Below are 17,401 nucleotides of genomic sequence, written 5' to 3'. Positions count from 1 at the left end.
TCAACCCAAGGCCTGCGCCAGGCAGCGCGTCACCGCGGTCCCGTGCAGCTTGCGATGGTGTTCATCCTTGTCCTGCATGACCCCGGCCAGCTCGCTGGCCAGCAGCGCTTCATCCAGGCCCGCCAGCCCCTGCTGCGCGATGCGCGCGGCCAGTTGGGGCAGCAATCTGGGCGCGCCGTCCAGGGCCCCCACCGCGATGCGCGCCGTCTTCGAGGACGGATCGAACCACGCGGCGCAGCTGGCCTCGGCGAACTCGCCGGTCTTGCGGCAGAACTTGTAGTAGCCCCAGCGCGCCTGCGGCCCGGCTTCCGGGATGTGCACGGCGGCGATCAGCTCGTCTTCGCGCAGCCCGGTGGTATAGGCGCCCTGCATGTAGTCTTCCGCCGGCAGCATGCGCACGCCGTCCGGCCCCGCGATCTCCAGCGTCGCGCCCAGGCCGACCACGGTCAGCACCCAGTCGGCCGCCGGATCGGCATGCGCCAGGCTGCCGCCCAGCGTGCCGCGGTTGCGGATGGCGCGATAGGCGATGCCCGGCGCCACCTGCTGCATGGGCGTGCCGCGCAGCAGTTCGTGCACGCCGTCCTCGATCTCGGCATGGGTCACGGCCGCGCCGACGCGCAGCTTGCCATTCTGGCGCGACACCGTGCGCAGTTCGGACAGGCCGGAAATGTCGATGACGACGGGCGGACGCGCCAGGCGCAGATTCAACATGGGGCCCAGCGATTGGCCGCCAGCCATGAGCTTGGCGCGGCCCTCGTGCCCGCGCAGCGCCCGCAAGGCGTCCTGCAGGGTGTCCGGGCGGGAGTATTCGAATGCAGCAGCCTTCATGCCGTCACCTCCGTGGCAACGGTGGCGGTCTTGCGGCTGCCCTGAGCGATGGCGGCCAGCACCCGGGTTGGAGACAGCGGCGTGCGCAGCAGTTCGACTGCGCCCAATGGCCGCAGCGCGTCGTTGACCGCGTTGAACAGCACCGCCGGCGGCGCGATGGCGCCGCCCTCGCCCATGCCCTTGGCGCCGAACTCCGTATGCGGCGACGGCGTCTCGAAGTGGTGCAGGCGCATGTTCGGAACCTCGGTGGCGCCTGGCAGCATGTAGTCCGCCAGGGTCGAGGCCAGCGGCTGGCCGTTGTCGTCGTAAGGTGTTTCCTCGTAGAACGCGGTGCCTATGCCCTGGGCCACGCCGCCTATGGTCTGGCCTTCGACCACCATGGGATTGATCATGGTCCCGCAGTCCTCCACCACCACATAATCCAGAATCTCCACGCCGCCCGTGCCCGGGTCCACCGCCACCACCGCCGCATGGGTCGCATAGGTGAAACAGCCGGTGTCGACCTTGGGCTTGTAGCCCACGGTGACTTCCAGGCCAGCGGCGTCCACGTCGGGCGGCAGCAATTGCGGCCGCAAGTACCAGGCGTCGGCCACGTCCTTGACCGACACCGACTTGCCGCCGGCTTCCAGCCGGTCGCCGTTCCAGGTCACGCTGGCGGGATCGGCCTGCAGCAGATGCGCGCCGATATGCGTGAGCCGCGGCAGCAGGCGTTTGCAGGCCTGCGACACGGCGCCGCCGGACATCACCAGCGAACGCGAGGCGTAGGTGCCGGTGGAGAACGGCGTCTGACCGGTGTCGCCATGCAGCAGCTTGATGCTGGCCACGTCCACGCCCAGGATTTCATTGGCGATCTGGGCGAAGGTGGTTTCCATGCCCTGCCCGTGCGAATGCACGCCGACCCGCAGTTCCAGCCCGCCGTCCGGCGTGACCCGCGCGGTGGCTTGGTCAAAGCCCGGTATCACGGGCGTGCCCCAGGCCGCGAACACCGAGGTGCCGTGCGCGGCCTGTTCGGTGTACGTCGCCAGCCCGACGCCGATGAGGCGGCCGTCGGCCTCGCCCTGGCGCTGGCGTTCGCGGATCGCGTCCACCCCTATCATGTCCATGGCCTGTTGCAGGCTGGCGGGATAATCGCCGCTGTCCAGGTGCTTGCCGGTGACGTTGACGTAGGGCATCTGCTCGCCCTGCACCAGGTTTTCCTGGCGGATTTCCCAAGGCTCGCGTCCGACCTCGCGGGCGATCGCGTCCATCGTCAATTCCATGGCGAAGCAAACGCCCGTGCGCGCCACGCCGCGATACGGCACGAAGCCCGGCTTGTTGGTGGCCACCGCCCGCGTCACGCAGCGATAGCCCTTGAATGCATACGGTCCCGGCAGGTTGCCGATGGCCTGGCCCGGTTCCAGGCCGATGGTGAACGGCCAGACCGAATAGGCCCCGCCGTCGATGGTGATCTTGGCGTCCAACGCCAGCAGCTTGCCGCGGCGATCCGCGTAGGCCACCATTTCATAATGGTGCTCGCGCGAATTGGCGCCCGCGGTCAGGTGTTCGCGGCGGTCTTCGATGAAGCGGAACGGCTTCTTGAAGGTCTTGGCCAGCCAGGCCACGCACAGCTCTTCCTGCTGCAGCACGCACTTGTAGCCGAAGGCGCCGCCCACGTCCGGCGACACCACCCGCACCCGGCCCTGCTCCAGGTCCAGGCACTGGGCCAGCACGCTGCGGATCATATGAGGCACCTGGGTCGCGCTGACCACCACCAGCTGGTCGGCCTGGTGGTCCCAGTAGGCCAGCACCGCCTTGCCTTCCATCGGCACCATGCATTGCCGCGACAGGTCGATCTTGCGGCGCACGACCACGTCCGCCTGCGCTGCCAGCTCATCGAACTGCTTGTCGACATTGAGGGTGACGAAGACGTTGTCGCGCCACTGCTCGTGCACGAAATCGCCCTGGGCCGCCTGGGCGCTGACGACGTCCGCATACACAGGCAGGTCGTCGTAGTCGACCTCGATCATCTCGGCGTAGTCCTCGGCTTCGGCGCGGGTCGGCGCGAACACCATGGCCACGGGCTCGCCCACGAAGCGCACCTTGCCCGAGGCCAGCGGCGGCTGGGCCGACACCTGGTAGCTGGGCAAGGTGGAATCCGCCACGATGTCGCGCGCATCGGCCATGGCCTGACGCACAAACGCCTTGTCCGCGATCTGCTCGGCCACGCGCACCGAAGCGATGCGCGCATGCGCCAGCGGACTGCGCAGGAAGGCCACCTCGCAGAGACCGGGCATGGCCATGTCGGCCACGAAATTGCCCTTGCCGTGCAGATGGCGCGCGTCCTCCTTGCGCGGCACCCGCGCGCCCACTCCCTGCGGCTTGCCTGGCCGGCCGTGCGTATCGGCGTTTGCTGTCGTCATGACTACCCTTTATCTCCTGTTAGTGTCCTGTCCCGTAGATGCGTCCGCCTGGCGAAATTCCTCCACGAGCGTCGGGGCTAGGCGCAAACCGCAGCGATACCCGAAGGTATCGCGAGGATTTGCAACGACGCCCTAACGTTCATGGGGGGATTTCGTGCGGGCGTATCTGCGGGGCAGGACACTGGTTACTTGGCCTGGGCCTTCGCCACGGCGGCGAAGGTGTAGTTGTCCAGCGGGCTTTCAGCCACACGGAACCAAGCCGCCTGCTCGGCCTGGAATTTCTTCCAATCGGGGAAGATGGCGGCGAAGTCCGGGTTCTTGGCCGAGAGTTCGGCCCACAGTTCCTGCGAGGCGTTGTACGCCGCGTCCATCACTTCCTTGGGGAAGAAGCTGACCTTGGCGCCGCCGGCGATCAGCTTGCGCAGCGCCAGCGGATTGCGCGCATCGTAGTTGGCCAGCATGCGCATGGTCTGCTCGCCGGCCGCCGCCTCGAACGCTGCCTGGTAGGCCGGCGGCAGGGCTTCCCATGCCTTGTCGTGCACCATGCTGGTGATCGAGGCGCTGCCTTCGAACCAGCCCGGCGAGTAGTAGTACGGCGCCACCTTGTTGAAGCCCAGCTTCTCGTCGTCGTAGGGGCCGATCCATTCGGCCGCGTCGATGGTGCCCTTTTCCAGCGCGGGATAGATGTCGCCCGGCGGGATCTGCTGCGGCACCGCGCCCAGCTTGGACAGCACCATGCCGCCGATGCCGCCGATGCGCATGTTCAGGCCCTTCAGGTCGGCGACCGACTTGATCTCCTTGCGATACCAGCCGCCCATCTGCACGCCGACGTTGCCACAGACGTGGTTGACGATGTTGTACTTCTTATAGAGCGCGCGCAGCATCTTCAAGCCGCCGCCGTAGGCGATCCAGGCGTTATGCTGGCGCGCGCTCAGGCCGAAGGACAGGCCGGTGTCGAAGGTCAGGGCGGTGTTCTTGCCGATGTAGGCCGTGCTCAGCACGTGGTTGCATTCCACCGTGCCATTGCTGACCGCGTCCATGTTCTGCGCCGCGGGCACCAGTTCGCCGCCGGGAAAGGCGCGGATCTCGAACTTGCCGTCGGTCAGCTGCGCCACGCGCTTGCAGAGTTCTTCGGCCGAGCCGTAGATAGTGTCCAGGCTCTTGGGCCAGCTGGTGGACATGCGCCAGCGCACCGACGGCGCGGATTGCGCGACGGCGGGCATGCCCACGGTGGCGAGGCCCGCGCCGGCTGCGCCGGCGGCTTGTGCGAGGAAACGGCGTCGTTGCATTCATTGCTCCCGATCTGGTTCGATTGAGTCCCCTTGGACCCGCCTCAACTCATGCCAACGCCACTCGCGTACATCCGAAAAAAACGTTAGCACACTGAATTGTTGATCAGCATACTGACAGTAATTTTGAGTGTCAACAAGGTAAATCCCCACTGCCGACGCCCGCGAAACGCCTGGGTTTCCACTCATTCCGGCGGTTTTTTTTCACGGGTCCGAGGGCTATTTGCGGGTACTCCTTACATATAGCGGACGGTCGCGATTGCGCACCGCGAACGCCGTGCATAATAGGCCCGCGCCGCCGCCCTTCGACCCGCCGCCTGTCGGGGAAATCCCTAGCTCCTGACTTGTTTTTTTAGGCAGTACACTGACGACAATTACTCAGCATACTGACGAGCGAGTTGATATGAACTGGATCCGCATTGCCTCTACCGACCAACTGACCGAAGACGACGAGGTGATCCCCGTCGCCGCCGGCGAAAAGCAGCTTGCGCTGTATCGCATCGAAGGCGAGTTCCACGCCTCCGACAATGTCTGTACCCACGCCTACGCGCTGCTGTCCGACGGCTATCTGGAAGACGGCTGCATCGAATGCCCGCTCCACCAGGCCAAATTCGACATCCGCACCGGCCAGGCCATGTGCGCACCCGCCACCACTGGCATCCGCATCTATCCGGTCAAGGTCGAAGGCCAGGACATCTATGCCAACCTGCAAGGCTGACCATGGCTGACGCAGATCCGATCCTCATCATCGGCGCCGGCCAGACCGGCGCGGTGGCGGCGGCCACGCTGCGCGGCCTGGGCCATGCCGGCCCCATCACGCTGATCGGCCAGGAAGCGCACGCGCCCTATGAGCGCCCGCCCCTGTCCAAGGACGTGCTGCAAAGCCCCGGCGCGCATGGCCAGACCGCTGTGCACCCCCAAGACTTCTATGCGCAGCAAGGCGTCACCCTGCTGACCGGCATGCAGGCCTTGCGGATCGACGCTGCCAACCGTCTGGTCGAACTGGCCGACGGCCGCAGCCTCCCCTATAGCCGCTGCCTGCTCGCCACCGGCGGGCGGGCGCGCGAACTGCCCAGCCTGCCGCGCGGCACGCCGGGCGTGCATTACATCAGGACGCTGGACGATGCCGCGGCGCTGCGCGCCGCCCTCACGCCGCAGTCGCGCGTGGCCGTCATCGGCGGCGGCTTCCTGGGCCTGGAGGTGGCGTCCACTGCGCGCGCCCTGGGCGCCGCAGTCACCGTGCTGGAAAGCGCGCCCCGCTTGCTGGAACGCGTGCTGCCCGCGGCCCTGTCGGATTGGCTGGCCGAACGCGCCCGCCACGCCGGCGTGGACCTGCGCCTGGACGCGCGCATCGCGCGCACCGACTGGCAGCCCCATGCTGATGCCGCTGTGCGGCATCAGGCGCGCTTCAATATAGAACTGCAAGACGCTTCCTCTATCGAGGCCGACGTCGTGGTGGTGGCCATCGGCCTGGTGCCCGACGTATCGCTGGCCGCACAAGCCGGTCTGGCGCTGGATCCCGCCAATGGCGGCATCGCGGTGGACGCCGCCTGCCGTAGCAGCGACCCAAATATATATGCGGCCGGCGATTGCGCCAGCCAGCACCGGCGTCACCTGAACATGGCGCTGCGGCTGGAATCCTGGCAGAACGCCAACGAACAGGCGCGCGCGGCCGCGGCCGGCATGCTGGACCAGCCCGCGCCGGCCGAGCCCTATCCGTGGTTCTGGACGGACCAATATGGCTGCAACGTACAGATGCTGGGCCTGCCCCAGCCGGACCTCGTCTATGCCTGCCGCGGCGTGCCCCAGGCGCAGGCCGAGGCGCCCAAGTTCATCTGGCTTGGCCACCGCGACGGCGTGCCGGTGCATGCCATCGCCATCAACGCCGGCGGCGACCTGCGCCAGCTGCGCGTGCTGTTCGAACAAGGCATCGCCATCGATCCCGAGCGCTATGCCGACGAGACCGTGGCGCTCAAGCCGCTGGTGAAAGCCTGCCAGCAGAACGCCGCCGCGTCCTGACCCCACCATTACCGCCCCCGCATCGACAGGAGCTTTTCATGTATCAATCGCAAACCGTCATCGGCCTTACGATGGCGTCCAAGGACACCGCCCTGGCCGACTGTGTCTGGCCGGAAGACGCGCTGCACTACATCCCCGACTGGGTCTACACCAGCCGCGCCGTCTACGACCAGGAAGTGGAAAAGATCTTCCACGGCAAGACCTGGAACTACGTGGCCCTGGAAGCCGAGCTGCCGAACCCGGGCGACTACAAGCGGTCCTACGTGGGGCCGACCCCGGTGGTGGTGTCGCGCGCCGAAGACGGCTCGGTCAATGTGTTCGAGAACCGCTGCGCCCACCGCGGCGCGGAGTTCTGCCGCCACAGCCAGGGCAACGCCAAGGAATTCGTCTGCCCCTACCACCAGTGGTCCTACGACCTGAAGGGCAATCTGCAGGGCATCCCCTTCAAGCGCGGCGTGAACCGCGAGGGCGGCATGCCCAAGGACTTCAAGAACGAAGACCACGGCCTGCGCAAGCTGCGCGTCACCACGCGCAACGGCGTCATCTTCGCGTCCTACAGCGATGAGGTCGAACCCATCGAGGAATACCTGACACCCGAAATCCTGGCCGATTTCGACACCGTCTTCCCGGGCAAGAAGCTCAAGATCCACGGTTACTACCGCAACGAGCTGCCGTGCAACTGGAAGATGTACCACGAGAACCTGAAGGATCCGTACCACGCAACCCTGCTGCATTCGTTCCTGGTGGTGTTCGGGCTGCTGGTGGCGGGCAACAAGTCCGCCATGCTGGTCGATCCGGTGCATGGCCGCCATGGCACCATGGCCTCGGCCAAGAGCGAGGACAAGTACGCCAACGTCAGCGAAGAGAACAAGAAGGAAATGCGCTCCTTCCACGACGGCCTGCACCTGCAGGACGACCGCTTCCTGGAGTTCGTCAAGGAATTCGACTCGCCCTGGTCGGTCACCATGCAGACCGTCTGGCCCAACCTGATCGTGCAACGTGAAATGAACACGCTGGGCGTGCGCCAGATCGTGCCCAACGGGCCCGACAGCATGATCATGCAATGGACCATGTTCGGCTACGAGGACGACACGCCCGAGATGGAGCGCCACCGTCTGCGCCAGGGCAACCTGATGGGGCCGGCGGGTTTCCTCGGCCTGGAAGACAACGAAGCCATGAAGTTCGTGCAGGAAGGCGTGCGCCGCGCCAGCACCGACGTCAACGTGCTGAAGCTGGAGTCCGGCAAGCAAGGCACCTCCAACACGCTGATCTCGGAAGCCGCGATCCGCTCCATGTACAGCTATTACCGCAGCGTGATGGGCTTCTGAGGCAGGAACCAGGAAACATGAGAACCCGATTCGAATACTCCCCCCGCAAGATCGATCCCGCGCGCGCCATCGCGCTGCGACTGGAGATCGAGGAATTCCACGCCGACTACTGCGCCGCCCTGGACGCGGGCCAGGTCGAGGCCTGGCCGGACTTCTTCACCGAGGACGGCCTGTACCGCGTCACCGCGCGCGAGAACGCCGAACTGGGCCTGCCCGTCGGCCTGGTGTACTCCGAAGGCCGCGCCATGATGCATGACCGCGCCGTGGCCATTTCTCGCACCCAGATGTTCGCCCCGCGCTACATGCTGCATCTGGTCAGCAACACCCGCGTCATCAGCGAATCCGCGGATGGCGAGATCGAGTCCCAGGCGGCATTCATGCTGATGCAGACGCTGGTGGAAGGTCCCACCACCCTGCACCTGGCCGGCACCTACTACGACCGCTACACGCGGCAGGACGGCGTGCTCAAGCTGAAGGAACGGCAGGTGGTGTATGACACCACCATCCTGGCCAACGACCTGGTCTATCCCGTCTAGAACGCGGAAGGGCAATGCAAAAAAAAGGGTTGCGCCACGGGGCGCAACCCTTTTTTTGTGCCGGTCTGCGGCGCCAGCTCAGGCCTGCGTAGCGCGCATGGCTTCGTCCCGCGTCAACACGGTGGCGTACTTCTGCTGCATGTCGAAGAGGTTGGCGTCATGCGGGCCGATGGCGCGGTCGCCCACGCAATCCGACACCACCAGCGGCCGGAAGCCGTACTGCATGGCGTCCACCACGCTGGCCCGCACGCAGCCGCTGGTGACCGCGCCCGCCACCAGCAGCGTCTGCACGCCGCGTTGCGACAGCCAGGCCGCCAGGCTGGTGCCGAAGAACGCCGAAGGCACCGTCTTGCGCACCACCAGTTCGCCGGCCGCGGGCGCAAGCTGCGGCACGATGGCGCTGTTATGGTCCGCTTCCTTCAGGGTCAGCATGCCCGGCACCTTCAAGGTGAAGATGTTGTGGTCCGCGTCGTCGTCGGCGAACACGATGCGGCTGTGCGCCACCGGCCAGCCCTGCTTGCGCGCATGCGCCAGCAGGCCTACGGTCTGCTCGATGGCCTGGGGGATGTTGCCGCCGCCGAATACCGCCGGATCGGCAAAGCCGTTGACCAGGTCCACGATCAGCAGGCCATAGGGCGCCTTGGGCGCCATCGCCGTGCCGAAACCCTGGCGCGCGTAGGCCGAGATATCGTCATTCATGTAGGGAACTCCTAGTACGGTGATTGCGTGCTAAGCCTGGAGGCCGGCACCGTCCAGCACCTTGCCCTGGCGCACCACGTCCTCCCCGTCCAGCCGCACCGTGCAGGCGCGCAGGGGGATGTCGATGTGGCAGGTGGTGGTCCGGTTGCCGCCGGCCTCGTTGTTGGGACCCAGCGAGAACAGGAAATTGCCCTCGTAGGCGCGCGCGTCCATGCCTATGGTGGCCTCGCGGTCGTACAGCCCCAGCGTGGTCCAGTGCGCGCGCGGTTGCAGGCCCCAGCCTATGTGCGAAATCGCGTAGGCTTCCGGGTCCTTGAACGAGGCCACGTACTCGCGCAGCAGTTCCGCGTCCACGCCGCCGTCGATGCGCGTGGCGTAGCCGTTCTCGACCGTCAGCTCGATGGCCGAGCGCACGTAGAGCTTCTGCGGCAGCAGGATGTCGCCGACGTCGATCACGATCTTGCCGTTGGCGCCGCCTTCGTTCGGCCAGGTCAGCACGAAGCCGCTGGGCCAATGGTCCCAGCGCCCGGGTTCGTCGACGAAGCCGTATTCGCTGATGGCCGGGAACTCGCCCAGCGGGCAGCGCAGGTCCGTGCCCGCCTCGGATACCACGCTCATCTCGCGCGCCGCGCCGATGCGCGCGGCGGCCGCCTTGACCCGCGCACGGTCGGCCTCGGTCGGCACCAGCCGCGCCAGCACTTCCGGCGGCTCCACCGCCAGCAGGATCTTGGTGCCAGTCGCCAGGATCTCGTGCTGTTCCGGAGAGAACAGCAGCGTCATCAGGTCCAGTACCAGGTCGCTTTCCTTCAAGGCCGCAATGGCGGCCTTGTTGCCGGTCAGCGGCGTGGTGCCCAGGTAGGCCAGCGAGTCCCGGCTCAGCGCCCGCTCGCCATTGACGGGCGGCAGGTCCAGGCGGTTCACGATGGCGCCCATGGCCTGCGTCGCGATCAGCGCCGTCGCCAGGGTTTGCGGATGGGTGGCCGCGCTGGTCAGCACCGTGACGGTCTGCCCCGCTTGCAGCTTGGACAGGGTCAGCACCTGCTGCCAGGCCTTCACCATTTCATAGTCGCTTATAGGCATGATGCCCTCCTTGCTTGACGGTCGCGCGCTTCAGCCGCGCGCCAGCGGCGCGCCCAGGAAATCGCCAAAGGCGGCATAGAAGCCTTCCTCGTTGTCCCACGGAATCATGTGGCCGGCGGTGGGCACGCGGTGGTGTTGCGTGCCGGGCGCCAGCCGTTGGATCTCGGCCACGTCGGCGTCCAGCACCACGTCGCCCCGCTCCGCCGTGATCAGCAGCACCGGCACGTCCAGGCGCGGCAGGTCGGCATGGATGTCGTCGCTCTGGAAGGCCTCGAAGCTCTGGATGATGGCGCGCTCGTCGCAGGTGTGCAGCCATTCGGCGCGCAGCTGGCGCTGCTCCTCGGTCCAGGTCGGGCAGAACGCGCGCATGGCCTCGGCGTCCATGCCGTGCCGCGCCTGCGCCATGGAATCGACGTACCAGGGCAGTTTGGCGGGATACGGCCGGCGGCCGGGACCGGACACCGGCGGGTCCACCAGGACCAGGCGGCTCAGTCCTGCCGGCTTGCCGCGCCCGGCGCGCACGCCGATGCGTCCGCCCATCGAATGGCCGACCACGCTGTAGCGCGCCAGGCCCAGCGCCTCTGCGAAGGCCAGCACGTCGGCGGCTTGCGCGTCCAGGCTGTAGTCCAGCGTCGCGCCGGCTGCGGACAGGCCGCGGCCCCGCACGTCCAGCACATAGGTGTCGAAGGCCGCGCCGAAGCGCTCGCCGACGAAGCCCCAGGTGACCGCCGGGCTGGTGATGCCCGGCACGATGATGACCGGATCGCGCCCCGCCCCACGTTCGCCGCCGTAGCGCAGGTAATGCTGGCGGATGCCGTTGGCATGGACGTTGCCGCCGTACAGGAAGTTGCTCATGTCGGTCTCCCGGGCTGGACTCAGAGTTTGAACAGGCGTCGCGCGTTGCCGTTGCAGATCAGTTCGCGGGTCGCGTCGTCCATCGGCGTCTGCTCGATGAATTCCACGGCCAGCGCGGTCGATTCGTAGGGATAGTCGACCGAGAACATCACCGCCTCGCGGCCCATTTCGGCGATGGCGGCCATCAGCGTGGGAGGCGAACAGACCCCGGACGTGGTGATGAGGATGTTGCTGCCCAGGTATTCGGACGGCGCGCGCGCCAGCTTGATGCCGTGCGAATAGACCGCGAAGCGGCTGTCGAAGCGCCAGCGCAGGAACGGCAGGCCTTCGCCCATGTGGCCCAGGATCAGCTTGACGGCGGGGAACCGGTCGAACACGCCGCCGAACAGCAAACGCAGCGCATGGGTGGCGGTTTCGACGCCCCAGCCCCAGCATGCCCCCACCAGCTCGGGGTGGCCCGAGTAGGCCTGCGGAATGACGTAGGGATCGGACGGGTGCAGGTAGACGGGCACGTCCAGCTCCTGCACCTTTTCCCAGAACGGGTCATAGGCGCGGCCGTCGTAGTACACGCCATTGGTGTGGCCGTTAATCAGCGCGCCCTTGAAGCCCAGCTGTTTGACGCAGCGCTCCAGTTCTGCGGCGGCGACCAGAGGATCGTGCATGGGCACGGTGGCGAAGGCGCCGTAGCGCGTCGGGTGGCGGGCCACCTGCTCGACCAGGAAATCGTTGTTCTCCTTGGCGCGGCGCAGCGCGACGGCGGCGTCGGCTTCGGCCTGCACGCCCGGCCCGGTCTGCGACAGGATGACATAGTCGATGCCGCCGCGGTCCATTTCGCCCAGCCGGACTTCGTCGAAATCCACCAGGCGCGCGGCCAGGTCGGCCAGCACGGCGGGATCGATGTGCTGCGCGAAGCTCTTCGAATAGTCCTTGAATCCGACCGCGGTGTAGTGCTCCTCAAACGCGATCTTGCGTACTTTGCTCATTCCCCTACTCCCAGTTTGATGGCGCGGACCCTGTCCTGCCACGGCGCGTCAGCATTGTTTATCAGTACACTGACTATTACATCGGAACAACCGGAATCGCGCGCAGCCGCTTTCCCATTGGGAAAAGCCCTGCGAGGGCTTCCGAATTTACGTCAGTATACTGACTTTATAGTCAGCGTACTGACAAATTAGGGAAATCCCGAAGCGCAAAAAAAGGCCGCCGCGGCGGCCTTGCCCGCAGGCGGCGTTCAGCCGTCTTCGTCCAGGTCGGCAGGCGTGTCGACATCGCGCAACACCCCGGGATCATCGACGGGGACCAATTGCAGGCCTGGCCCTTTGAGCAGCCGCCGCGCGCCTTCGTCCCCGCTCAGCGCGGCGAGTTGCGCCAGCAGGTCTCCGCGGAATCCCACCGGGTGGCCGCGCTGCCCCTGGTACGAGGGCGCGGCCATGGGCGCATCGCGCAGCGCCTCCAGCACGCTCGCCAGGCTGGCGCGCTGGATCCAGGGCATGTCGGCCAGCGCGACCAGCACCGTGGCAGGCGTGCCGGGCAGGCCCTGCAAATACTGCGCCGCCGCGGCCAGACTGGCGCCCATGCCCTCCTCTGCCCGGTCGGTCTCCAACACCACGCAGTCTTCGGCCCGCAGCAATCCGGCCAACGCGGCGCTGCCGGGCCGCACCACGGCGACGACCATCTCCACCGCCGCGCGCAGCGTGCGCGCGCTGGCCGCCGCCACCCGCGCGCCCTGCGGCAGCGGCGCCAGCAGCTTGTCGGCGCCGGGCCGCCGCGCGGCGTAGCGCGAGCCCCGCCCCGCAGCCAACAGGATGCCGACGCGCGCGGGGATCGGGTAGGGATAGACACTAGAGACAGTCGCCATGATGATCAGTATAGTGAATATAAGCCGTGGCAGCGCCGCGGCCTTTCACTGTGAGAAGCCGATGAACGCTCTGGATCTGGACGTATTGCAACATGCGCGGGACTGGGTAGCCGCGGGCAGCCGCGTGCACCTGGTGACCGTGGTGCAGACCTGGGGATCGGCCCCGCGCCAGGCCGGGGCCATGCTGGCGCTGCGCGAGGACGGCCGCATGGTCGGGTCGGTTTCCGGCGGCTGCATCGAAGACGACCTGATGCTGCGCGCCCGCGAAGGCACGCTCGAGGATGCCCCGGCGCGCCTGACCTACGGCGTCACCCGCGACGAGGCCGCGCGCTTCGGCCTGCCTTGCGGCGGCACGTTGCGCCTGATCAGCGAACCGCTGCGCGACACGCAATGGCTGGACCTGGTGCTGCAAGCCATACGCGGCCATGGCCTGATCCAACGCACGGTGGACCTGCAGGACGGCAGCAGCTCGGTGTCTCCCGCCGGTCCGGCCGACGGCCCGGACTTCGACGGCCGCATCTTCCGCAGCGTGTACGGCCCGCGCTGGCGGCTGCTCATCATCGGCGCCAACCAGACCGCCCAGGTGCTGGCCAACATCGCCGCCACGCTGGATTTCCACGTCACGGTCTGCGACCCCCGCGAGGAGTTCTACGGCGACTGGAACCAGTCCCAGGCTACCTTGCTCACCAGCATGCCCGACGACGCCGTGCTGGAAATCGGCACCGACGAGCGGACCGCCATCGTGGCGGTCACCCACGATCCCAAGCTCGACGACATGGCTTTGCTGGAAGCATTGAAATCGCGGGCCTTCTATGTGGGCGCGCTGGGTTCGCGCGCCAACCAGCAGAAGCGCCGCGAGCGGCTGCGGCTGTTCGACCTGGACGACAGCCAGATCGCCCGCCTGCACGGCCCGGTGGGCCTGCGCATCGCCAGCAAGACGCCGGCCGAGATCGCCGTGGCGATCGCGGCCGAACTGATCTGGGTGCGCAACACGCTGGGCGACGGCGAAGCCGCCCGCAGCGCGCCGCAGACCAGCGCGCTGCAAGGCTGAGTCAGGCAGCCGGCCTCGGCCCTACATGGGTTTGAGCGTGGTGCGGCTGTACTGGTTATTGGCTTCCACCAGGGTGGAAAGCAGCTTCATGAAGATTTCCTGATTGCGCGTGGACAGCGGCTCCAGCAGGCGCTGCTGGGCGCGCGCCATGCCTTCCTGCAGGATGCCCATGATGCGCAGGCCTTCCTGGGTGATGACGGCCTGGCGCGAGCGCTTGTCGTTGGGATTGATGCGCCGTTCCACCAGGCCGCGCTCCTGCAGGCGCTTGACCACGTCTGCGGTGGTGGTGCGATCCAGCCCCAGCTCCATGCCGATGGCGGTCTGGTCCAGCCAGGGACTGAGCGACAGCGCGGTCAGCACGCCATACTGCACCGGCGTCACGTTCTGCGTCTTGCACTCCTCGTAGAACATGGCGTAGTGGATCTGGTTCAGGCGCCGCACCAGATATCCCGGACGCGACCAAAGCACCTGCTTGGCCGGATCGAAGATCTTGGTGTCTGTCTTATGAGTTGCGACGCGCTTCTGGGACGTCGTCTTTTTCTGTACATCCGGCACGTTGAGGCAGCTCCAGTTTAGTTAGTGTACTGAGGATAATACCACCGGCCCGGCCTGGCGCGCCTGCTGCGCCAGATACTCCTTCAAGGTCTGCACCAACGCCGCCGCGGCGGGCGACAGGCTGCGGTTGCGGGCCGTGACCAGCCCGATCGAACGCTCGGCCACCGGTCCGATCAGCGGACGCTGGACGATGCCATTTTGCGCTACCGCCGCGGCGGCGATTTCGGGCAGCGCGGCAACGCCGAATCCGCATTCGACCATGGCGACGATGGTGGTCAGATGCTCGGCCTCGAAGGCCGGCGTAAAGCGTATCCGGTTCTGCAGGAAAGCCCATTCCGTGTACTGCCGCACGCTGCTGGGCTGCACCATGGACACGTGCCCCGCATCCGCCGTATCGGCCCAACGCAGCGGACCGCGGGCGCGCGCCAGTGGATGGGCTTCGGGGATCAACAGCAGGAAACTGTCGGACATCAGCGGCACGTAGTGCAGATCCGCATGCTGCGGGTCCGCCGCGGTCAGGGCGAAGTCGACTTCGCCCGCGCGCACCAGATCGAAAGCCGGCCCGGACAAGGTATCGCGTACTTTCAGGGCGACCAGCGGATGGGCCTGGCGATAGGTCATGAGCACCCGCGGCAGCAGGCGGGCCGCGATCGAGGGCAAGGCCGCCACCGACACCTGCCCCTGTTCCGCGTTGACGATGCCGCTGACCGCGGCAATGGCGTCGCGGAAGGCCACTTGCAGCGCAGCAGCCTGCTGCATGAAGACCTCGCCGGCGGCGGTGAGGCGGACGGTGCGCGTGGTGCGGTCGAACAGGCGCACACCCAGCGCCTCTTCGATGCGCTGGATCTGCGTGGACAGAGCCGATTGCGACAGGTGCAACTGCGCGGCGGCCTGGCGGAAGTTGAGCGTGCGGCCCAGCACCAGCGTGGTATCGATATCGCGCATCGAAAGATTGATCTGCATGCCTGGCGCGGCCCCTCTATTGATCTAAATATAAGATCATTCTATCCAAAAAATCTGATTCATCAATCAAAACAGGTTCTCTACACTCGCCCGCAGCGTAGTTTTAGATGAAGGAGCAAACCATGCAGACGGACGCGATCGCGCTGCCCAATCCGGGCGCGGCGCATGCGGTGGTGGTGGGCGGCGGCACCATGGGCGCCGACGTGGCCGTGGTATTGACCCGCGCGGCCTGCCGGACCACGGTGATCGAATCGAATGCCGAGCGCGCGGCGGGCGTGCCCGCCCGTGTCGCGGAAAACCTCAAGACCATAGGCCGGGAAGCGAACGCCGCCCTGCTGTCCACCGCCGCCAGCCTGGACGAGGTGGACTGGTCCGGCGTGGACCTGGTCATCGAGTGCATACCCGAACGCCTGGACATCAAGCAGGCGCTGTTTGCGGACCTGGCGCAACGCGCCCGGCCCGATGCCATCCTGGCCAGCAACAGCTCCAGCTTCCCGATCAGCGCCATCAGCCAGGGCCTGGCTACCCGCGGCCGCATGCTGGGCCTGCACTTCTTCATGCCCGCGCATCTGGTGCCGCTGGTGGAAGTGGTGCTGGGCGAAGCCAGCGACAACGCCTGCGCCGACACGCTGATCGAATTCATGCGGCGCTGCGGCAGCGTGCCGGTGAAGGTGCGCCAGGACCTGCCTGGCTTTCTGGCCAACCGCCTGCAGCACGCGCTGTCGCGCGAAGCCTTCGACCTGATCGACCGCGGCATCGCCTCGCCGGAAGACGTGGACGCGGCAGTGCGTTTCGGCTTCGGTTTCCGCTTCCTGGCGGCCGGCCCCGTGATGCAGCGCGACCATGCCGGCATCGATGTGCATGCCGCCGCCGGCGCCACCATGTACCCCACCTTCTGCAACGCCAGCGAGCCGGCGCGCTGCCTGACCGAACGCGCCCAGGACGGACGCCACGGCATGAAGACGGGCGAGGGCTTTTACGCCTGGACGCCCGAAACCATTGCTGCCGAGCGCGCGCGCTACGACCGTCTGTTGCGCGCCGGCCTGGACCTGATTGCACCCGAACTGCCGGAGATCAAGCCGTGAGCAACACCCCCCTGCCCCGCGCCGCGCTGGCCGACTCGCCCGTCATCATTACCGTGGCGCCCAATGGCGCCTACAAAAAGGCCGCCGACCATCCGGCCGTGCCGCTTACCGCCGAGGCTCTGGCGCGCGAAGCGCGCGCCTGCCTGGACGCCGGCGCCGCCATGATGCACATGCACGTGCGCAAGCCTGACGGCAGCCACTTGCTGGACGCCCAGGCCTACCGTGACGCCCTGGCCGCGGTGCGCGGCGCCGTGGGCGACGAACTGCTGGTGCAGGTGACCAGCGAAGCCGCCGGCGTCTACAAGGCGGCCGAGCAGATCGCCCTGGTGCGCGAGCTGCAACCCGAGGCCGTGTCCATCGGGCTGCGCGAGATCGCCGTGCCGGAGATCCCGGAAAGCGAGCTGGCGGCTTTCCTCGCCTGGATCGCCGAGCGCCGCATCATGACCCAGATCATCCTGTACGACGAAGGCGACGTGCGCCGCTGGCTGTCCCTGCGCGCGCGCGGCCTGGTGCCGCCAGGAGCGTGGTCGGTGCTGTTCGTGCTGGGCCGCTACAGCGCGGGCCAGACCTCTTCGGCCTATGACCTGCTGCCCTTCCTGGCCGCGTACGACCAGTCCCTGCCGTGGGCGGTATGCGCCTTCGGCCCCGAGGAAAACGCCTGCGTCACCACGGCCGCGGCGTTCGGCGGGCACATGCGCGTGGGTTTCGAGAACAACCTGAAGCTGCGCGACGGCAGCACCGCGCCGGGCAACTCGGCGCTGGTATTGCAGGCCGCGCAAGGCGCGCAGGCATTGGGCCGCCCGCTGGCCACGGCCGCCGACGCGCGCCGCATCTACGGGGCGATCGGCTGACTCCG

17 protein-coding genes are annotated in these 17,401 nt (G+C 67.2%); 7 read left to right on the top strand and 10 right to left on the bottom strand.

The genetic code is table 11. The features are described 5' to 3' along the window. From IB258_RS22840 to IB258_RS22830, 3 genes are all read right to left on the bottom strand, one after another. Positions 1-828: a xanthine dehydrogenase family protein subunit M gene (locus IB258_RS22840; RefSeq protein ID WP_119451809.1), complete on the bottom strand. Its 828-nt coding sequence runs from the start codon at positions 826-828 to the stop codon at positions 1-3. Continuing rightward, positions 825-3,227 (bottom strand): xanthine dehydrogenase family protein molybdopterin-binding subunit, encoded by a 2,403-nt coding sequence (locus IB258_RS22835; RefSeq protein WP_175163642.1) that lies wholly within the window; start codon positions 3,225-3,227, stop codon positions 825-827. The genes IB258_RS22840 and IB258_RS22835 overlap by 4 nt, the downstream gene beginning before the upstream one ends. A 185-nt stretch (positions 3,228-3,412) precedes the next feature. Next, positions 3,413-4,516, bottom strand: coding sequence for a TRAP transporter substrate-binding protein (locus IB258_RS22830; RefSeq protein WP_054459047.1), 1,104 nt, complete (start codon positions 4,514-4,516; stop codon positions 3,413-3,415). A gap of 403 nt (positions 4,517-4,919) precedes the next feature. On the opposite strand from IB258_RS22830, the gene IB258_RS22825 reads away from it, so the two are divergent. From IB258_RS22825 to IB258_RS22810, 4 genes are read left to right on the top strand one after another with little or no spacing between them, the layout of a single operon-like run. After that, a complete protein-coding gene (locus tag IB258_RS22825; protein ID WP_054459045.1) occupies positions 4,920-5,234 on the top strand; it encodes a non-heme iron oxygenase ferredoxin subunit in 315 nt (104 codons plus the stop codon). Between the two features lie 2 nt (positions 5,235-5,236). After that, positions 5,237-6,535, top strand: a complete 1,299-nt coding sequence (locus tag IB258_RS22820) for an NAD(P)/FAD-dependent oxidoreductase (protein WP_054459043.1) — start codon at positions 5,237-5,239, stop codon at positions 6,533-6,535. A gap of 38 nt (positions 6,536-6,573) precedes the next feature. Further along, positions 6,574-7,863 (top strand): aromatic ring-hydroxylating dioxygenase subunit alpha, encoded by a 1,290-nt coding sequence (locus tag IB258_RS22815; protein ID WP_119451812.1) that lies wholly within the window; start codon positions 6,574-6,576, stop codon positions 7,861-7,863. Between the two features lie 17 nt (positions 7,864-7,880). Continuing rightward, positions 7,881-8,399, top strand: a complete 519-nt coding sequence (locus tag IB258_RS22810) for an aromatic-ring-hydroxylating dioxygenase subunit beta (protein ID WP_054459037.1) — start codon at positions 7,881-7,883, stop codon at positions 8,397-8,399. Positions 8,400-8,477: 78 nt separating this feature from the next. On the opposite strand, the gene IB258_RS22805 is transcribed toward IB258_RS22810, so the two are convergent. The 5 genes from IB258_RS22805 to IB258_RS22785 all read right to left on the bottom strand — a co-directional run bounded on the left by IB258_RS22805 (position 8,478) and on the right by IB258_RS22785 (position 12,891). Further along, positions 8,478-9,098 carry an N-carbamoylsarcosine amidohydrolase gene (locus tag IB258_RS22805; RefSeq protein WP_119451813.1) on the bottom strand — a complete coding sequence of 207 codons (621 nt, stop codon included), beginning with the start codon at positions 9,096-9,098 and terminating at the stop codon, positions 8,478-8,480. Between the two features lie 30 nt (positions 9,099-9,128). Further along, positions 9,129-10,178, bottom strand: coding sequence for a 2,5-dihydroxypyridine 5,6-dioxygenase (locus IB258_RS22800; protein WP_054459034.1), 1,050 nt, complete (start codon positions 10,176-10,178; stop codon positions 9,129-9,131). A gap of 30 nt (positions 10,179-10,208) precedes the next feature. Further along, positions 10,209-11,033 (bottom strand): alpha/beta fold hydrolase, encoded by an 825-nt coding sequence (locus IB258_RS22795; RefSeq protein ID WP_192353251.1) that lies wholly within the window; start codon positions 11,031-11,033, stop codon positions 10,209-10,211. A gap of 20 nt (positions 11,034-11,053) precedes the next feature. Beyond that, positions 11,054-12,016, bottom strand: coding sequence for an amidohydrolase family protein (locus IB258_RS22790; protein ID WP_059378445.1), 963 nt, complete (start codon positions 12,014-12,016; stop codon positions 11,054-11,056). 248 nt (positions 12,017-12,264) lie between these two features. Next, complete coding sequence (locus IB258_RS22785) at positions 12,265-12,891, bottom strand: NTP transferase domain-containing protein (RefSeq protein ID WP_054459028.1); 627 nt, start codon at positions 12,889-12,891, stop codon at positions 12,265-12,267. Positions 12,892-12,952: 61 nt separating this feature from the next. On the opposite strand from IB258_RS22785, the gene IB258_RS22780 reads away from it, so the two are divergent. Continuing rightward, positions 12,953-13,942: an XdhC family protein gene (locus IB258_RS22780; protein WP_119451814.1), complete on the top strand. Its 990-nt coding sequence runs from the start codon at positions 12,953-12,955 to the stop codon at positions 13,940-13,942. A 21-nt stretch (positions 13,943-13,963) separates the two neighbouring features. Here the strand turns inward: IB258_RS22780 and IB258_RS22775 are convergent, their stop codons facing one another. Beyond that, positions 13,964-14,431 (bottom strand): MarR family winged helix-turn-helix transcriptional regulator, encoded by a 468-nt coding sequence (locus IB258_RS22775; RefSeq protein WP_370127811.1) that lies wholly within the window; start codon positions 14,429-14,431, stop codon positions 13,964-13,966. An 87-nt stretch (positions 14,432-14,518) separates the two neighbouring features. Further along, positions 14,519-15,460: a LysR family transcriptional regulator gene (locus IB258_RS22770; RefSeq protein ID WP_054459021.1), complete on the bottom strand. Its 942-nt coding sequence runs from the start codon at positions 15,458-15,460 to the stop codon at positions 14,519-14,521. A 122-nt stretch (positions 15,461-15,582) separates the two neighbouring features. Here IB258_RS22770 and IB258_RS22765 point away from each other — a divergent pair, with 122 nt between their 5' ends. Together IB258_RS22765 and IB258_RS22760 are read left to right on the top strand one after the other, a co-directional pair. Beyond that, complete coding sequence (locus IB258_RS22765; protein ID WP_192353250.1) at positions 15,583-16,545, top strand: 3-hydroxyacyl-CoA dehydrogenase family protein; 963 nt, start codon at positions 15,583-15,585, stop codon at positions 16,543-16,545. Next, on the top strand, positions 16,542-17,396 hold the full coding sequence (locus tag IB258_RS22760; protein WP_175163835.1) for a 3-keto-5-aminohexanoate cleavage protein: 855 nt from the start codon (positions 16,542-16,544) through the stop codon (positions 17,394-17,396). Before IB258_RS22765 ends, IB258_RS22760 begins: the two co-directional genes overlap by 4 nt. Positions 17,397-17,401 lie beyond the last annotated feature (5 nt).

The sequence above is a fragment of the Achromobacter sp. ACM02 genome, assembly GCF_014851605.1.
Taxonomy (GTDB): Bacteria; Pseudomonadota; Gammaproteobacteria; order Burkholderiales; family Burkholderiaceae_B; genus Achromobacter; species Achromobacter aegrifaciens.
Note: the sequence above shows the minus strand (reverse complement) of the source record. Positions and strands in the feature narration are given on the sequence as shown.